Below are 12964 nucleotides of genomic sequence, written 5' to 3'. Positions count from 1 at the left end.
GAAGACGTATTCTCGATCTCGGGTCGCGGTACTGTTGTGACTGGTCGTATCGAGCGCGGTATCGTTCGCGTTCAAGATGCACTGGAAATCGTTGGTCTGCGTGACACCACCACCACCACCTGCACCGGTGTTGAGATGTTCCGCAAGCTGCTCGACGAAGGTCGTGCTGGTGAGAACTGCGGCGTTCTGCTGCGTGGTACCAAGCGTGACGACGTTGAGCGTGGTCAGGTTCTGGTCAAGCCAGGTTCGGTTAAGCCGCACACCAAGTTCACCGCAGAAGTTTACGTTCTGAGCAAGGAAGAAGGCGGTCGTCATACTCCGTTCTTCAAAGGCTACCGTCCACAGTTCTACTTCCGTACTACTGACGTGACTGGTAACTGCGAGCTGCCAGAAGGCGTTGAAATGGTAATGCCAGGTGACAACATTCAGATGACTGTTACCCTGATCAAAACCATCGCGATGGAAGACGGTCTGCGTTTCGCTATCCGTGAAGGCGGTCGTACCGTCGGCGCTGGCGTCGTAGCCAAAATCATCGAGTAATTCTCTTTTGTAGAGTCTGCTTGATGAATTGAAAAAGCCCCCGCTCAGCGGGGGCTTTTTTATTGGGTTGACACCTATCTGGGGCGTCTATAGAATTGCGCCTCCTTTTAACGGGCGTATTGCGCCCGGTGGGAATAGCAGCCGGAGTCTGAAATCCAATGCAAAATCAGCAAATCCGTATCAGGTTGAAGGCTTTCGACCATCGCCTGATCGACCAATCAACCCAGGAAATCGTGGAAACCGCGAAACGTACTGGTGCTCAAGTGCGTGGTCCAATTCCACTGCCTACCCGTAAAGAGCGGTTCACCGTTCTGGTTTCCCCGCACGTCAACAAAGACGCGCGTGACCAGTACGAAATCCGCACTCATAAGCGCGTTCTGGACATCGTCCAGCCAACGGATAAAACCGTTGATGCACTTATGAAGCTTGATCTTGCGGCCGGTGTGGAAGTGCAGATCAGCCTCGGCTAAGACTCGGTCTTGGTCGTGTAACGCTCTGAAATGGGCGGCCATAGCGGGTGAAAGCCCCGTACACTCATGAGGTTTACAACATGACTATTGGTGTAGTCGGTCGTAAATGCGGTATGACCCGTATTTTCACCGAAGAAGGTGTCTCCATTCCGGTCACGGTCATTGAGATCGAGCCGAATCGCGTCACCCAGTTCAAAACTGAAGAGACCGATGGCTATCGTGCAGTGCAAGTCACTGTCGGCGAGCGTCGCGCTTCGCGTGTAACAGCAGCTCAAGCTGGCCACTTCGCTAAAGCGAACGTTGCCGCTGGTCGCACCACCATGGAATTCCGTCTTGAAGAAGGCGAGTACCAGGCTGGCGATCTGATCAACGCTGAAATCTTCGCCGCTGGTCAACTGGTTGATGTAACCGGTCAGTCCAAGGGTAAAGGCTTCCAGGGTACGATCAAGCGTTGGAATTTCCGCGGGCAAGATAACACCCACGGTAACTCCGTATCCCACCGCGTCCCAGGCTCTATCGGCCAGTGCCAGACTCCTGGTCGTGTATTCAAGGGCAAAAAAATGTCCGGTCATATGGGCGCTGAGCGCGTGACCGTGCAGTCCCTGGAAGTAGTGCGCGTGGACGCTGAACGCAATCTGTTGTTGGTCAAGGGCGCTGTTCCTGGCGCTACTGGCGGCAACCTGGTTGTACGTCCAGCAGCCAAGGCTCGCGGTTAAGGGGAAGCTGACATGCAATTAAATGTAAATGACGCTCAAGCGATCGAAGTTTCCGAACTGACATTTGGCGGCGAATTCAACGAGACGCTGGTTCACCAAGCAGTCGTGGCCTACATGGCCGGCGGCCGTCAAGGTAGCAAGCAGCAGAAGACCCGTTCCGACGTTCGTGGTGGCGGCAAGCGCCCATGGCGTCAGAAAGGTACTGGCCGTGCTCGTGCCGGTACTATCCGTAGCCCAATCTGGCGTGGCGGCGGTACCACTTTCGCAGCTCGTCCACAAGATCACTCCCAGAAGCTGAACAAGAAGATGTATCGCGCAGCAATGCGTTCCATCCTTGCTGAGCTGGTGCGTACTGATCGTCTGGTCGTGGTTCAGGATTTCGCTGTTGAAACTCCGAAAACCAAAGATCTGCTGGGCAAACTGAACAACATGAGCCTGACCGACGTTCTGATCGTGTCGGACGCTGTTGATCAGAACCTGTACCTGGCTGCTCGTAACCTGCCACACGTAGATGTACGTGACGTGCAAGGTTCCGATCCAGTTAGTCTGATCGCATACGACAAGGTGTTGATCACCGTGTCGGCCGTGAAGAAATTCGAGGAGCTGCTGGGATGAACCAGGAACGCGTATTTAAAGTTCTGCTTGGCCCGCACGTTTCCGAGAAGGCTACGGTTCTGGCAGACAAGAAAGGCCAGTTCGTTTTCAAGGTTGCTACTGATGCAACCAAGCTGGAAATCAAGAAGGCCGTCGAAAGCCTGTTCAGCGTGAAAGTAGAGCGCGTCACTACCCTGAACGTTCTGGGTAAGAGCAAGCGCACTGCTCGCGGTCTGGGCAAGCGTAATGACTGGAAGAAGGCAGTTATCTCCCTTCAGCCAGGCCAAGATCTCGATTTCAGCAGCAGTGCTGAGTAAGGAAGGGGTGCATCATGGCAATCGTTAAATGCAAACCGACTTCCCCTGGCCGCCGTTTTGTGGTCAAGGTGGTCAACCAGGAGCTGCACAAAGGCGCTCCTCACGCACCGCTGCTCGAGAAAAAATCGAAGACTGGTGGTCGTAACAACAATGGCCGTATTACCACTCGTCACATCGGTGGTGGTCATAAGCAGCATTACCGTATGGTCGATTTCCGTCGCAACGACAAAGATGGCATCGTCGCCACTGTCGAGCGTATCGAATACGATCCAAACCGTACCGCTCACATCGCACTGCTCTGCTACGCAGACGGCGAGCGTCGCTACATTATCGCCCCTAAAGGCGTGAGTGCTGGCGACCAGCTGATCGCAGGCGCTCTGGCTCCAATCAAGCCAGGCAACGCTCTGCAACTGCGCAACATTCCAGTCGGTTCTACCGTACACGGCATCGAACTGAAGCCAGGTAAAGGCGCACAGATCGCTCGTTCCGCTGGTGCTTCGGCTCAGCTGATCGCTCGTGAAGGCGTGTACGTTACCCTGCGTCTGCGTTCCGGTGAAATGCGTAAAGTCCTGGCTGAATGCCGTGCGACCCTGGGCGAAGTCTCGAACTCCGAGCACAGCCTGCGTTCGCTGGGTAAAGCTGGTGCCAAACGCTGGCGTGGCGTTCGCCCAACCGTTCGTGGTGTTGCCATGAACCCGGTTGACCACCCACATGGTGGTGGTGAAGGTCGTACCTCTGGTGGTCGTCATCCGGTATCGCCATGGGGCTTCCCGACTAAGGGCGCGAAGACTCGTGGTAATAAGCGTACCGACAAAATGATCGTCCGTCGTCGCAAGTAAATAGAGGGATACGACAGTGCCACGTTCTCTGAAAAAAGGTCCTTTTATTGATCTTCACCTACTGAAGAAGATCGAAGTGGCGGCGGAAAAGAACGATCGCAAACCAATTAAAACTTGGTCGCGTCGTTCGATGATCCTGCCACAAATGGTCGGTCTGACCATTGCAGTACACAACGGCCGTCAGCACGTCCCAGTTCTCGTGAACGAAGACATGGTTGGCCATAAACTGGGCGAGTTCGCCGGTACCCGCACTTATCGTGGGCACGTGGCTGACAAGAAAGCCAAGCGTTAAGGGGTAAGGAAATGGAAGTAGCCGCTAAGTTGTCGGGCGCTCGAATCTCCGCCCAGAAAGCCCGCTTGGTCGCCGACCAGATCCGCGGGAAGAAGGTGGGCGAAGCGCTCAACCTGTTGGCTTTCAGCAGTAAGAAAGCCGCCGAGATCATGAAAAAAGTGCTGGAGTCGGCCGTAGCCAACGCCGAGCATAACGAAGGCGCAGACGTTGATGACCTGAAGGTCAGCACCGTTTTCGTCAACGAAGGGCGTTCGCTGAAGCGCATCATGCCACGTGCCAAAGGCCGTGCTGATCGCATCGTCAAGCGGTCTTGCCATATCACTGTCAAGGTTGCTGACAAGTAACGGAGTCGAAGAGATGGGTCAGAAAGTACATCCCATTGGCATTCGCCTGGGAATCGTCAAGGAGCACACCTCCGTCTGGTACGCAGACGGTCGGACTTATGCGGACTACTTGTTCGCAGATCTGAAGGTGCGTGAGTATCTCCAAGACAAACTAAAAAGCGCGTCCGTAAGCCGTATCGATATCCATCGTCCGGCTCAAACTGCACGCATCACCATCCACACCGCTCGTCCAGGTATCGTTATCGGGAAGAAGGGTGAAGATGTTGAGAAACTGCGTCAGGACCTGACCAAGCAAATGGGTGTGCCTGTGCACATCAATATCGAAGAGATCCGCAAGCCGGAGCTCGACGGTATGCTGGTTGCGCAGAGCGTAGCTCAGCAGCTGGAGCGTCGTGTAATGTTCCGTCGCGCTATGAAGCGCGCAGTACAGAACGCCATGCGCATTGGTGCCAAAGGCATCAAAATCCAAGTGAGCGGTCGTCTCGGCGGTGCTGAAATCGCACGTACTGAATGGTATCGCGAAGGTCGTGTGCCACTGCACACCCTGCGTGCCGACATCGACTATGCCAACTACGAAGCTCACACCACTTACGGTGTGATCGGTGTAAAGGTTTGGATCTTCAAAGGCGAAGTAATTGGTGGTCGCCAAGAAGAGCTGAAGCCGCAAGCACCAGCGCCTCGTAAAAAAGCTGCTAAGTAAGGGGTACGCCAAATGTTGCAACCTAAGCGTACGAAGTTCCGCAAGCAGATGACCGGCCACAACCGTGGTCTGGCACTGCGCGGTAGCAAAGTCAGCTTCGGCGAGTTCGCGCTGAAGTCTGTTGCTCGTGGTCGTCTCACCGCTCGTCAGATCGAGTCAGCGCGTCGTGCTCTGACCCGTCACGTAAAACGTGGCGGCAAGATCTGGATCCGTGTATTCCCGGACAAGCCGATCTCCAAAAAGCCTCTCGAGGTTCGTATGGGTAAAGGTAAGGGTAACGTGGAATACTGGGTTGCCCAGATTCAGCCAGGCAAAGTCCTGTATGAAATCGAGGGTGTTTCTGAAGAGCTGGCGCGTGAGGCTTTCGCCCTGGCTGCTGCAAAGCTGCCGCTCGCCACCTCCTTTGTTAAACGGACGGTGATGTGATGAAAGCGAATGAACTTCGTGAAAAATCCGCACAGCAGCTGAACGAGCAACTGCTCGGCTTGCTGCGCGACCAGTTCAATCTGCGCATGCAGAAAGCAACTGGCCAGTTGGGGCAGTCTCATCTGCTCTCGCAAGTTAAGCGTGACATCGCTCGCGTGAAGACTGTGCTCAACCAGCAGGCAGGTAAGTGATCATGGCTGAAGCCGAAAAAACTGTCCGTACGCTGACTGGCCGTGTTGTCAGCGACAAGATGGACAAAACCATCACCGTTCTGATCGAGCGTCGCGTTAAGCACCCGATCTACGGTAAATACGTTAAGCGTTCGACTAAGCTGCACGCGCACGACGAAACCAATCAGTGCCACATCGGCGACAAAGTCACTATTCGTGAAACTCGTCCGATGGCCAAGACCAAGTCTTGGGCGCTGGTTGATGTTCTCGAACGCGCTGTGGAAGTCTAAGGGCTAGGGGTCGGAGAAATTATATGATTCAGACTCAATCCATGCTCGATGTGGCCGATAACAGCGGCGCTCGCCGTGTTATGTGCATCAAGGTGCTGGGTGGCTCCCATCGTCGTTACGCTGGTATCGGTGACATCATCAAAGTTACCGTGAAGGAAGCAATTCCTCGCGGTAAAGTGAAAAAAGGCCAAGTGATGACTGCTGTTGTAGTCCGCACTCGTCACGGCGTACGTCGTGCTGATGGCTCCATTATCCGCTTTGATGGCAACGCTGCTGTTCTTCTGAACAACAAGCAAGAGCCGATCGGCACCCGTATCTTTGGGCCAGTGACCCGTGAACTTCGTACTGAGAAGTTCATGAAGATCGTCTCGCTCGCCCCAGAAGTGCTGTAAGGAGATCCGACATGCAAAAGATTCGTCGTGACGACGAGATCATCGTGATCGCCGGCAAAGACAAAGGTAAGCGCGGTAAGGTGCTGAAGGTTCTTGCTGACAACCGTCTGGTTGTTGGTGGTCTGAACCTGGTCAAGCGTCATACCAAGCCTAACCCGATGTCGGGCGTACAGGGCGGTATCGTCGAGAAAGAAGCGCCACTGCACGCTTCCAACGTCGCCATCTTCAACGGCGAAACCAACAAGGCTGACCGCGTTGGTTTCAAAGTAGAAGACGGTAAGAAAATTCGTGTCTTCAAGTCGACCCAAAAAGCGGTTGATGCTTGAACACTGCTAGGTAGAAGACCATGGCACGACTAAAAGAGATTTACCGGAAGGAAATCGCTCCGAAACTTAAGGAAGAACTTAAGCTTTCGAACGTGATGGAAGTTCCGCGCGTTACCAAAATCACCCTGAACATGGGTCTGGGCGAAGCGATCGGCGACAAAAAAGTCATCGAGCACGCTGTTGCTGACCTGGAAAAGATCACCGGCCAAAAAGTCGTTGTGACCTACGCTCGTAAATCCATCGCTGGCTTTAAAGTCCGTGAAGGATGGCCGATCGGTGTCAAAGTGACTCTGCGCCGTGAGCGTATGTACGAGTTCCTGGATCGTCTGCTGTCGATCTCCCTGCCTCGGGTTCGCGACTTCCGCGGTCTGAATGCCAAGTCCTTCGATGGTCGTGGCAACTACAGCATGGGCGTGAAAGAGCAGATCATTTTCCCGGAAATCGACTACGACAAGATCGATGCTCTCCGCGGTCTGGACATTACCCTGACCACCACTGCCAAGAACGATGATGAAGGCCGCGCTCTGCTGCGTGCTTTCAAATTCCCGTTCCGCAACTGATTGGAGTAGGAAAATGGCCAAGAAGAGCATGAAAAACCGTGAGCTGAAGCGTCAGCTCACTGTTGCCAAGTACGCCGTCAAGCGTGCAGCGCTGAAAGCTATCATCGTTGATCTGAACGCAAGTCCAGAAGCGCGTTGGGAAGCGACCGTAGCTCTGCAGAAGCAACCACGTGACGCAAGCGCTTCGCGCATGCGTAACCGTTGCCGCCTGACTGGTCGTCCGCACGGCGTTTACCGCAAGTTCGGCCTGGGCCGTAACAAACTGCGTGAAGCGGCAATGCGTGGTGACGTTCCAGGTCTGGTTAAAGCCAGCTGGTAATCGCTGTCAAAGCCTTGATGGTCGGGGTCGCAAGAACCTGACCATCGGTGGCCTTGAATTTGAATCAAGCCCCTTTTGGGGCTTGATTCATTTCTGGGGTGTGTCTAGAATGACCGGCTCGCCTGAGCCCGTGTTTTTCGTGCCCGGAATTTCTCGGCGACAAGTAGTAGCCGCAAGGCTAATTTTTCTGTATTAGGAGCGTCTAGCCCATGAGTATGCAGGACCCGTTAGCGGACATGCTAACTCGAATCCGTAATGCCCAGATGGCTGAAAAGTCTGTCGTAAGCATGCCGTCTTCCACGTTGAAGGTGGCTGTAGCAAAAGTCCTGAAGGACGAAGGTTACATCGCGGATTTTCAGATCACCACCGACGCTAAGCCGTCGTTGTCCATCTCGCTGAAATACTTCGAAGGCCGTCCGGTCATCGAGGAAGTCAAGCGCGTTAGTCGTCCAGGCCTGCGTCAGTACAAGTCCGTTGAAGATCTGCCGAAAGTTCGTGGCGGTCTTGGCGTGTCTATCGTCTCCACCAACAAAGGTGTGATGACGGATCGTGCTGCGCGCGCTGCCGGTGTCGGCGGCGAAGTTCTTTGCACTGTGTTCTAAGGGGGGATAAGCATGTCTCGCGTCGCTAAGAACCCCGTTAAGCTGCCAGCCGGTGTCGAAGTCAAATTCGCAGGCCAACAGCTTTCGGTGAAGGGTGCCAAGGGTACTCTTGAACTGAACATCCATTCGTCCGTTGAGATCGTTGAAGAAGCTGGTGAGCTGCGTTTCGCTGCTCGCAATGGCGATCAACAGACTCGCGCAATGGCCGGTACCACGCGTGCGTTGGTAAACAACATGGTCCAAGGCGTAAGCCAAGGCTTCGAGCGCAAGCTCCAGCTGGTCGGTGTTGGTTACAAGGCGCAAGCAAAAGGTCAGGTGCTGAACCTGGCTCTTGGCTTCTCGCACCCAGTGGATTACGAACTGCCGCAAGGCATCACCGCTGAGACTCCTAGCCAGACCGATATCCTGATCAAGGGCATCGACAAGCAGCTGGTAGGTCAAGTGGCCGCTGAGATCCGCGACTTCCGTCCACCAGAGCCGTACAAAGGCAAAGGTGTGCGCTACGCGGACGAAGTCGTCCGTCGTAAAGAAGCCAAGAAGAAGTAGGGCATAGCAAATGACCGACAAAAAAGTTACTCGACTGCGTCGCGCTCGCAAAGCACGCCTGAAAATGCACGAACTCGAAGTCGTGCGTCTCTGCGTGTTCCGCTCGTCGCAGCACATCTACGCCCAGGTCATCTCGGCCGACGGCAACAAAGTCCTGGCAAGTGCCTCGACTTTGGATAAAGAACTGCGTGATGGTGCCACTGGCAACATCGACGCGGCCACAAAGGTTGGCCAGCTGGTCGCTACGCGTGCTAAGGCCGCTGGCGTCTCGCAAGTGGCTTTCGACCGCTCTGGCTTCAAGTACCATGGCCGCGTTAAAGCGCTGGCTGATGCTGCTCGTGAAGCTGGGCTGGAGTTCTAAGTTATGTCAAATAACGACCAAAAGCGCGACGAAGGCTACATCGAGAAGCTGGTTCAAGTTAACCGCGTAGCCAAAACCGTTAAAGGCGGCCGTATCTTCACTTTCACCGCGTTGACCGTGGTTGGTGATGGTAAAGGGCGTGTTGGCTTCGGCCGTGGCAAGTCGCGTGAAGTGCCTGCTGCGATCCAGAAGGCAATGGAAGCTGCTCGCCGCAACATGATTCAAGTTGACCTGAACGGCACCACCCTGCAGTACGCAATGAAGTCCGCTCACGGCGCTTCGAAGGTGTACATGCAGCCTGCTTCTGAAGGTACCGGTATCATCGCTGGCGGCGCTATGCGTGCTGTCCTCGAAGTTGCTGGCGTTCAAAACGTTCTGGCCAAGTGCTACGGCTCGACTAACCCGGTAAACGTGGTTCACGCCACTTTCAAGGGTCTGAAGGCTATGCAATCTCCTGAGTCCATTGCTGCCAAGCGTGGCCTGACTGTCAAGGAGATCTTCTGATCATGGCTACCGTTAAAGTTACGCTGATCAAAAGCATGACCGGCCGCATCCCTAACCACAAACTGTGCGTTAAGGGTCTGGGTCTGCGTCGCATCGGTCACACTGTAGAAGTCCAGGATACTCCCGAGAATCGCGGGATGATCAACAAGGCTTACTACATGCTGCGTGTCGAGGGTTAATCGATGAAACTCAATGATCTGAGTCCAGCGCCGGGTTCCCGTCGCGAAAAGCATCGTCCGGGCCGTGGTATCGGTAGTGGTTTGGGTAAGACTGGTGGCCGTGGTCACAAGGGTCAAACCTCCCGCTCCGGTGGCACCATTGCTCCAGGCTTTGAAGGCGGTCAACAGCCGCTGCATCGTCGCCTGCCGAAGTTCGGTTTCGTTTCCCTGAAAGCCATGGACCGCGCAGAAGTGCGTCTGTCCGAGCTGGCCAAAGTGGAAGGCGACATCGTCACCGTGCAGTCCCTGAAAGATGCCAACGTGATCAACGTCAACGTACAGCGTGTGAAAATCATGCTGTCCGGTGAAGTGACTCGCGCTGTCACTATCGGCAAGGGAATCGGCGCCACCAAAGGTGCGCGTGCGGCTATCGAAGCAGCTGGCGGCAAGTTCGAGGAATAAATGGCTAAGCAAGGTGCTCTCTCTGCGCTCGGCAAAGGCGGTATGTCTGAACTCTGGGCTCGTCTGCGTTTTCTGTTCCTGGCGATTATCGTCTACCGAATAGGCGCACACATCCCGGTTCCAGGTATCAACCCGGACCGACTCGCAGACCTGTTTCGACAGAATGAGGGGACCATTCTTAGCTTGTTCAACATGTTCTCCGGCGGCGCGCTGGAACGGATGAGCATCTTTGCACTGGGGATCATGCCGTACATTTCGGCATCGATCATCATGCAACTGATGACCGCCGTCAGCCCGCAGCTGGAGCAGTTGAAGAAGGAAGGTGAAGCTGGCCGTCGCAAGATCAGCCAGTACACCCGCTACGGCACCGTCGTCCTCGCTCTCGTTCAGGCTATTGGCATGTCCATTGGCCTGGCGGGGCAGGGCGTTGCGTTCACTGGTGACTTTGGCTTCCATTTCGTCGCGGTATCCACTTTTGTGGCTGGTGCGATGTTCATGATGTGGCTGGGTGAGCAGATTACTGAGCGTGGTGTAGGCAACGGTATCTCGATGTTGATTTTTTCGGGTATCGTCGCCGGTCTTCCGAGAGCAATCGGGCAGTCTTTCGAGTCTGCGCGTCAGGGTGATATCAATATCTTCGCCCTGGTTGCCATCGGTTTGCTGGCAGTAGCGATTATCGGTTTCGTGGTGTTCATTGAGCGTGGTCAGCGTCGTATCGCTGTTCACTACGCCAAGCGTCAGCAGGGCCGCAAGGTTTTTGCTGCGCAGACAAGCCACTTGCCGCTGAAGGTGAACATGGCCGGTGTTATTCCGGCTATTTTCGCGAGCAGCATTCTGCTGTTCCCGGCTTCGTTGGGTGCCTGGTTTGGTCAGTCTGAAGGTATGGGCTGGTTGCAGGACATCTCGCAGTCGATCGCTCCTGGTCAGCCGTTGAATATTCTGCTGTTTAGTGCAGGGATTATTTTCTTCTGCTTCTTCTATACGGCGTTGATGTTCAATCCGAAAGACGTAGCGGAAAACCTGAAGAAGTCCGGTGCCTTTATTCCGGGCATCCGTCCAGGTGAGCAGTCTGCACGCTATATTGATGGCGTTCTGACTCGCTTGACCATGTTCGGTGCTCTTTACATGACGGCCGTGTGCCTGTTGCCCCAGTTCCTGGTGGTTGCAGCAAACGTTCCGTTCTACCTTGGCGGGACCTCGTTGCTGATCGTGGTCGTGGTTGTGATGGACTTCATGTCCCAAGTACAATCGCACCTCGTTTCGCACCAGTACGAATCCCTGATGAAGAAAGCCAACCTGAAGGGTTACGGCAGCGGCATGTTGCGCTGAGTACCCATAAGGTTCGAGGAGTTGGTGATGAAAGTTCGTGCATCGGTGAAAAAGCTGTGCCGTAACTGCAAGATTATTCGCCGCGAAGGTGTTGTTCGAGTAATTTGCAGCGCGGAACCGCGTCACAAACAGCGCCAAGGCTGAGTGTGATTGTGCTTCAAGCCCGGCAGCTAGTGCGCTGCCGGGTTGATTATTTGTTATTACAGCGATATTATCTCGCGCCCTATTTCTTGGCTTCCGGGGCGTAGGTAGCTGTCAATTGGAGTCCCACTGAATGGCCCGTATTGCAGGCGTTAACATTCCAGATAACAAGCATACTGTTATCTCGCTGACCTACATCTATGGTGTCGGTCGCACTACTGCGCAGAAAATCTGTGCAGACACTGGGGTAAACCCAGCAGCAAAGATCAAAGATCTGAGCGACGAGCAAATTGAACAGCTGCGTGGCGAAGTGGCGAAGTTCACCACTGAAGGTGACCTGCGTCGCGAAATCAACATGAAAATCAAGCGCTTGATGGACCTCGGTTGCTATCGCGGTCTGCGTCATCGTCGCGGTCTTCCAGTACGCGGTCAGCGTACCAAGACCAACGCGCGTACCCGTAAAGGTCCGCGTAAGCCGATCCGCAAGTAATCGCCCCAGCGAATCGACAGGAATTTAATCATGGCAAAACCTGCTGCTCGTCCTCGTAAAAAAGTTAAAAAGACAGTGGTTGATGGCATCGCCCACATCCATGCTTCTTTTAACAACACCATCGTGACCATTACCGACCGTCAAGGTAACGCTCTTTCCTGGGCTACCTCCGGTGGTTCGGGTTTCCGCGGTTCCCGCAAGTCCACCCCGTTCGCTGCTCAAGTAGCTGCTGAGCGTGCTGGTCAAGCTGCGCTGGAATACGGCCTGAAAAACCTCGACGTTAACGTCAAGGGTCCAGGTCCAGGTCGTGAATCCGCAGTCCGCGCTTTGAACGGCTGTGGCTACAAGATCGCCAGCATCACCGACGTGACGCCAATCCCGCACAACGGGTGCCGTCCGCCGAAGAAGCGCCGCGTGTAATCCAGGAGATTGTAAAGAATGGCTCGTTACATTGGTCCAAAATGCAAACTCGCTCGTCGCGAAGGCACCGATCTCTTCCTGAAGAGCGGCGTGCGCGCGATCGAATCGAAGTGCAACATTGAAGCAGCACCTGGTATCCACGGCCAACGCCGCGGTCGCCAGTCCGACTACGGCACCCAACTGCGTGAAAAGCAGAAGGTCCGTCGTATCTACGGCGTTCTCGAGCGTCAGTTCAGCGGCTACTACAAAGAAGCTGCTGGCAAGAAAGGTGCAACCGGTGAAAACCTGCTGCAACTGCTCGAATGCCGTCTGGACAACGTTGTATACCGTATGGGCTTTGGTTCGACTCGTGCCGAATCCCGTCAGCTGGTATCGCACAAGTCGATCAGCGTTAACGGTCAGACCGTAAACGTTCCGTCGTATCAGGTTCGTGCTGGTGACGTGGTCGCAGTTCGCGAGAAAGCAAAAAACCAACTTCGCATTGTCCAAGCTCTCGATCTGTGTGCCCAACGTGGCCGCGTAGAATGGGTAGAAGTAGACACTGAGAAGAAGTCGGGCGTTTTCAAGAACGTTCCTGCTCGCAGTGATCTGTCCGCCGACATCAACGAAAGCCTGATTGTCGAGCTCTACTCCAAGTAAGGGCTAGAAAATAGGTG

The 12964-nt window shown here is 54.6% G+C and carries 27 protein-coding genes; all 27 read left to right on the top strand.

The genetic code is table 11. The features are described from left to right. Positions 1 to 540: EF-Tu/IF-2/RF-3 family GTPase (locus HXW87_RS29445; RefSeq protein WP_239778273.1), on the top strand; the 540-nt coding region annotated here is incomplete at its 5' end. Between the two features lie 158 nt (positions 541 to 698). Further along, positions 699 to 1010, top strand: a complete 312-nt coding sequence (rpsJ, locus tag HXW87_RS29440; RefSeq protein WP_003186070.1) for a 30S ribosomal protein S10 — start codon at positions 699 to 701, stop codon at positions 1008 to 1010. Positions 1011 to 1090: 80 nt separating this feature from the next. Next, positions 1091 to 1726: a 50S ribosomal protein L3 gene (rplC, locus tag HXW87_RS29435; RefSeq protein WP_003228738.1), complete on the top strand. Its 636-nt coding sequence runs from the start codon at positions 1091 to 1093 to the stop codon at positions 1724 to 1726. Between the two features lie 12 nt (positions 1727 to 1738). Continuing rightward, complete coding sequence (rplD, locus tag HXW87_RS29430; RefSeq protein ID WP_003228735.1) at positions 1739 to 2341, top strand: 50S ribosomal protein L4; 603 nt, start codon at positions 1739 to 1741, stop codon at positions 2339 to 2341. Continuing rightward, positions 2338 to 2637: a 50S ribosomal protein L23 gene (rplW, locus tag HXW87_RS29425; protein WP_002555488.1), complete on the top strand. Its 300-nt coding sequence runs from the start codon at positions 2338 to 2340 to the stop codon at positions 2635 to 2637. Before rplD ends, rplW begins: the two co-directional genes overlap by 4 nt. A 14-nt stretch (positions 2638 to 2651) precedes the next feature. Then, positions 2652 to 3476, top strand: coding sequence for a 50S ribosomal protein L2 (gene rplB, locus HXW87_RS29420; protein ID WP_003228734.1), 825 nt, complete (start codon positions 2652 to 2654; stop codon positions 3474 to 3476). Positions 3477 to 3492: 16 nt separating this feature from the next. Continuing rightward, positions 3493 to 3768 (top strand): 30S ribosomal protein S19, encoded by a 276-nt coding sequence (rpsS, locus tag HXW87_RS29415; RefSeq protein WP_003228731.1) that lies wholly within the window; start codon positions 3493 to 3495, stop codon positions 3766 to 3768. A gap of 11 nt (positions 3769 to 3779) precedes the next feature. Then, entirely contained in the window at positions 3780 to 4112 is a 333-nt protein-coding gene (gene rplV / locus HXW87_RS29410; RefSeq protein WP_003103908.1) for a 50S ribosomal protein L22, read from the top strand. A gap of 13 nt (positions 4113 to 4125) precedes the next feature. Next, positions 4126 to 4812 carry a 30S ribosomal protein S3 gene (rpsC, locus tag HXW87_RS29405; protein ID WP_003176422.1) on the top strand — a complete coding sequence of 229 codons (687 nt, stop codon included), beginning with the start codon at positions 4126 to 4128 and terminating at the stop codon, positions 4810 to 4812. Between the two features lie 12 nt (positions 4813 to 4824). Further along, positions 4825 to 5238: a 50S ribosomal protein L16 gene (gene rplP / locus HXW87_RS29400; RefSeq protein WP_003228729.1), complete on the top strand. Its 414-nt coding sequence runs from the start codon at positions 4825 to 4827 to the stop codon at positions 5236 to 5238. Beyond that, positions 5238 to 5429: a 50S ribosomal protein L29 gene (gene rpmC, locus HXW87_RS29395; RefSeq protein ID WP_002555481.1), complete on the top strand. Its 192-nt coding sequence runs from the start codon at positions 5238 to 5240 to the stop codon at positions 5427 to 5429. The genes rplP and rpmC overlap by 1 nt, the downstream gene beginning before the upstream one ends. A gap of 2 nt (positions 5430 to 5431) precedes the next feature. Then, the gene (rpsQ, locus tag HXW87_RS29390) at positions 5432 to 5698 is read left to right on the top strand and encodes a 30S ribosomal protein S17 (RefSeq protein ID WP_003194644.1); all 267 of its coding nucleotides are present in this window, start codon (positions 5432 to 5434) and stop codon (positions 5696 to 5698) included. A 23-nt stretch (positions 5699 to 5721) separates the two neighbouring features. After that, positions 5722 to 6090: a 50S ribosomal protein L14 gene (rplN, locus tag HXW87_RS29385; protein ID WP_002555479.1), complete on the top strand. Its 369-nt coding sequence runs from the start codon at positions 5722 to 5724 to the stop codon at positions 6088 to 6090. 11 nt (positions 6091 to 6101) lie between these two features. Continuing rightward, on the top strand, positions 6102 to 6416 hold the full coding sequence (rplX, locus tag HXW87_RS29380; RefSeq protein ID WP_003186046.1) for a 50S ribosomal protein L24: 315 nt from the start codon (positions 6102 to 6104) through the stop codon (positions 6414 to 6416). 20 nt (positions 6417 to 6436) lie between these two features. Beyond that, positions 6437 to 6976 carry a 50S ribosomal protein L5 gene (gene rplE / locus HXW87_RS29375; RefSeq protein WP_003210069.1) on the top strand — a complete coding sequence of 180 codons (540 nt, stop codon included), beginning with the start codon at positions 6437 to 6439 and terminating at the stop codon, positions 6974 to 6976. Between the two features lie 13 nt (positions 6977 to 6989). After that, complete coding sequence (rpsN, locus tag HXW87_RS29370) at positions 6990 to 7295, top strand: 30S ribosomal protein S14 (RefSeq protein ID WP_007955639.1); 306 nt, start codon at positions 6990 to 6992, stop codon at positions 7293 to 7295. 209 nt (positions 7296 to 7504) lie between these two features. Continuing rightward, positions 7505 to 7897 carry a 30S ribosomal protein S8 gene (gene rpsH / locus HXW87_RS29365; protein ID WP_007966178.1) on the top strand — a complete coding sequence of 131 codons (393 nt, stop codon included), beginning with the start codon at positions 7505 to 7507 and terminating at the stop codon, positions 7895 to 7897. A gap of 12 nt (positions 7898 to 7909) precedes the next feature. Next, positions 7910 to 8443, top strand: coding sequence for a 50S ribosomal protein L6 (gene rplF / locus HXW87_RS29360; RefSeq protein WP_007966176.1), 534 nt, complete (start codon positions 7910 to 7912; stop codon positions 8441 to 8443). A 10-nt stretch (positions 8444 to 8453) separates the two neighbouring features. Then, a complete protein-coding gene (gene rplR / locus HXW87_RS29355) occupies positions 8454 to 8804 on the top strand; it encodes a 50S ribosomal protein L18 (RefSeq protein WP_003186037.1) in 351 nt (116 codons plus the stop codon). 3 nt (positions 8805 to 8807) lie between these two features. Beyond that, on the top strand, positions 8808 to 9308 hold the full coding sequence (gene rpsE, locus HXW87_RS29350) for a 30S ribosomal protein S5 (protein ID WP_003176409.1): 501 nt from the start codon (positions 8808 to 8810) through the stop codon (positions 9306 to 9308). 2 nt (positions 9309 to 9310) lie between these two features. Continuing rightward, positions 9311 to 9487: a 50S ribosomal protein L30 gene (gene rpmD, locus HXW87_RS29345; protein ID WP_003176408.1), complete on the top strand. Its 177-nt coding sequence runs from the start codon at positions 9311 to 9313 to the stop codon at positions 9485 to 9487. Positions 9488 to 9490: 3 nt separating this feature from the next. Next, positions 9491 to 9928: a 50S ribosomal protein L15 gene (gene rplO / locus HXW87_RS29340; RefSeq protein ID WP_003228720.1), complete on the top strand. Its 438-nt coding sequence runs from the start codon at positions 9491 to 9493 to the stop codon at positions 9926 to 9928. Then, positions 9929 to 11257 carry a preprotein translocase subunit SecY gene (gene secY, locus HXW87_RS29335; protein ID WP_003228718.1) on the top strand — a complete coding sequence of 443 codons (1329 nt, stop codon included), beginning with the start codon at positions 9929 to 9931 and terminating at the stop codon, positions 11255 to 11257. 27 nt (positions 11258 to 11284) lie between these two features. After that, positions 11285 to 11401: a 50S ribosomal protein L36 gene (gene rpmJ / locus HXW87_RS29330; RefSeq protein WP_002555468.1), complete on the top strand. Its 117-nt coding sequence runs from the start codon at positions 11285 to 11287 to the stop codon at positions 11399 to 11401. 130 nt (positions 11402 to 11531) lie between these two features. After that, positions 11532 to 11888, top strand: coding sequence for a 30S ribosomal protein S13 (gene rpsM, locus HXW87_RS29325; RefSeq protein WP_008374135.1), 357 nt, complete (start codon positions 11532 to 11534; stop codon positions 11886 to 11888). A 30-nt stretch (positions 11889 to 11918) separates the two neighbouring features. Beyond that, positions 11919 to 12308, top strand: coding sequence for a 30S ribosomal protein S11 (rpsK, locus tag HXW87_RS29320; protein WP_002555466.1), 390 nt, complete (start codon positions 11919 to 11921; stop codon positions 12306 to 12308). 18 nt (positions 12309 to 12326) lie between these two features. Then, positions 12327 to 12947 (top strand): 30S ribosomal protein S4, encoded by a 621-nt coding sequence (rpsD, locus tag HXW87_RS29315; RefSeq protein ID WP_003176404.1) that lies wholly within the window; start codon positions 12327 to 12329, stop codon positions 12945 to 12947. The last annotated feature ends 17 nt before the right edge of the window (positions 12948 to 12964 follow it).

The organism is Pseudomonas sp. Y5-11, assembly GCF_022368695.1.
GTDB lineage: Bacteria > Pseudomonadota > Gammaproteobacteria > Pseudomonadales > Pseudomonadaceae > Aquipseudomonas > Aquipseudomonas parakoreensis.
This window is presented reverse-complemented; position numbering and strand designations above follow the sequence as displayed.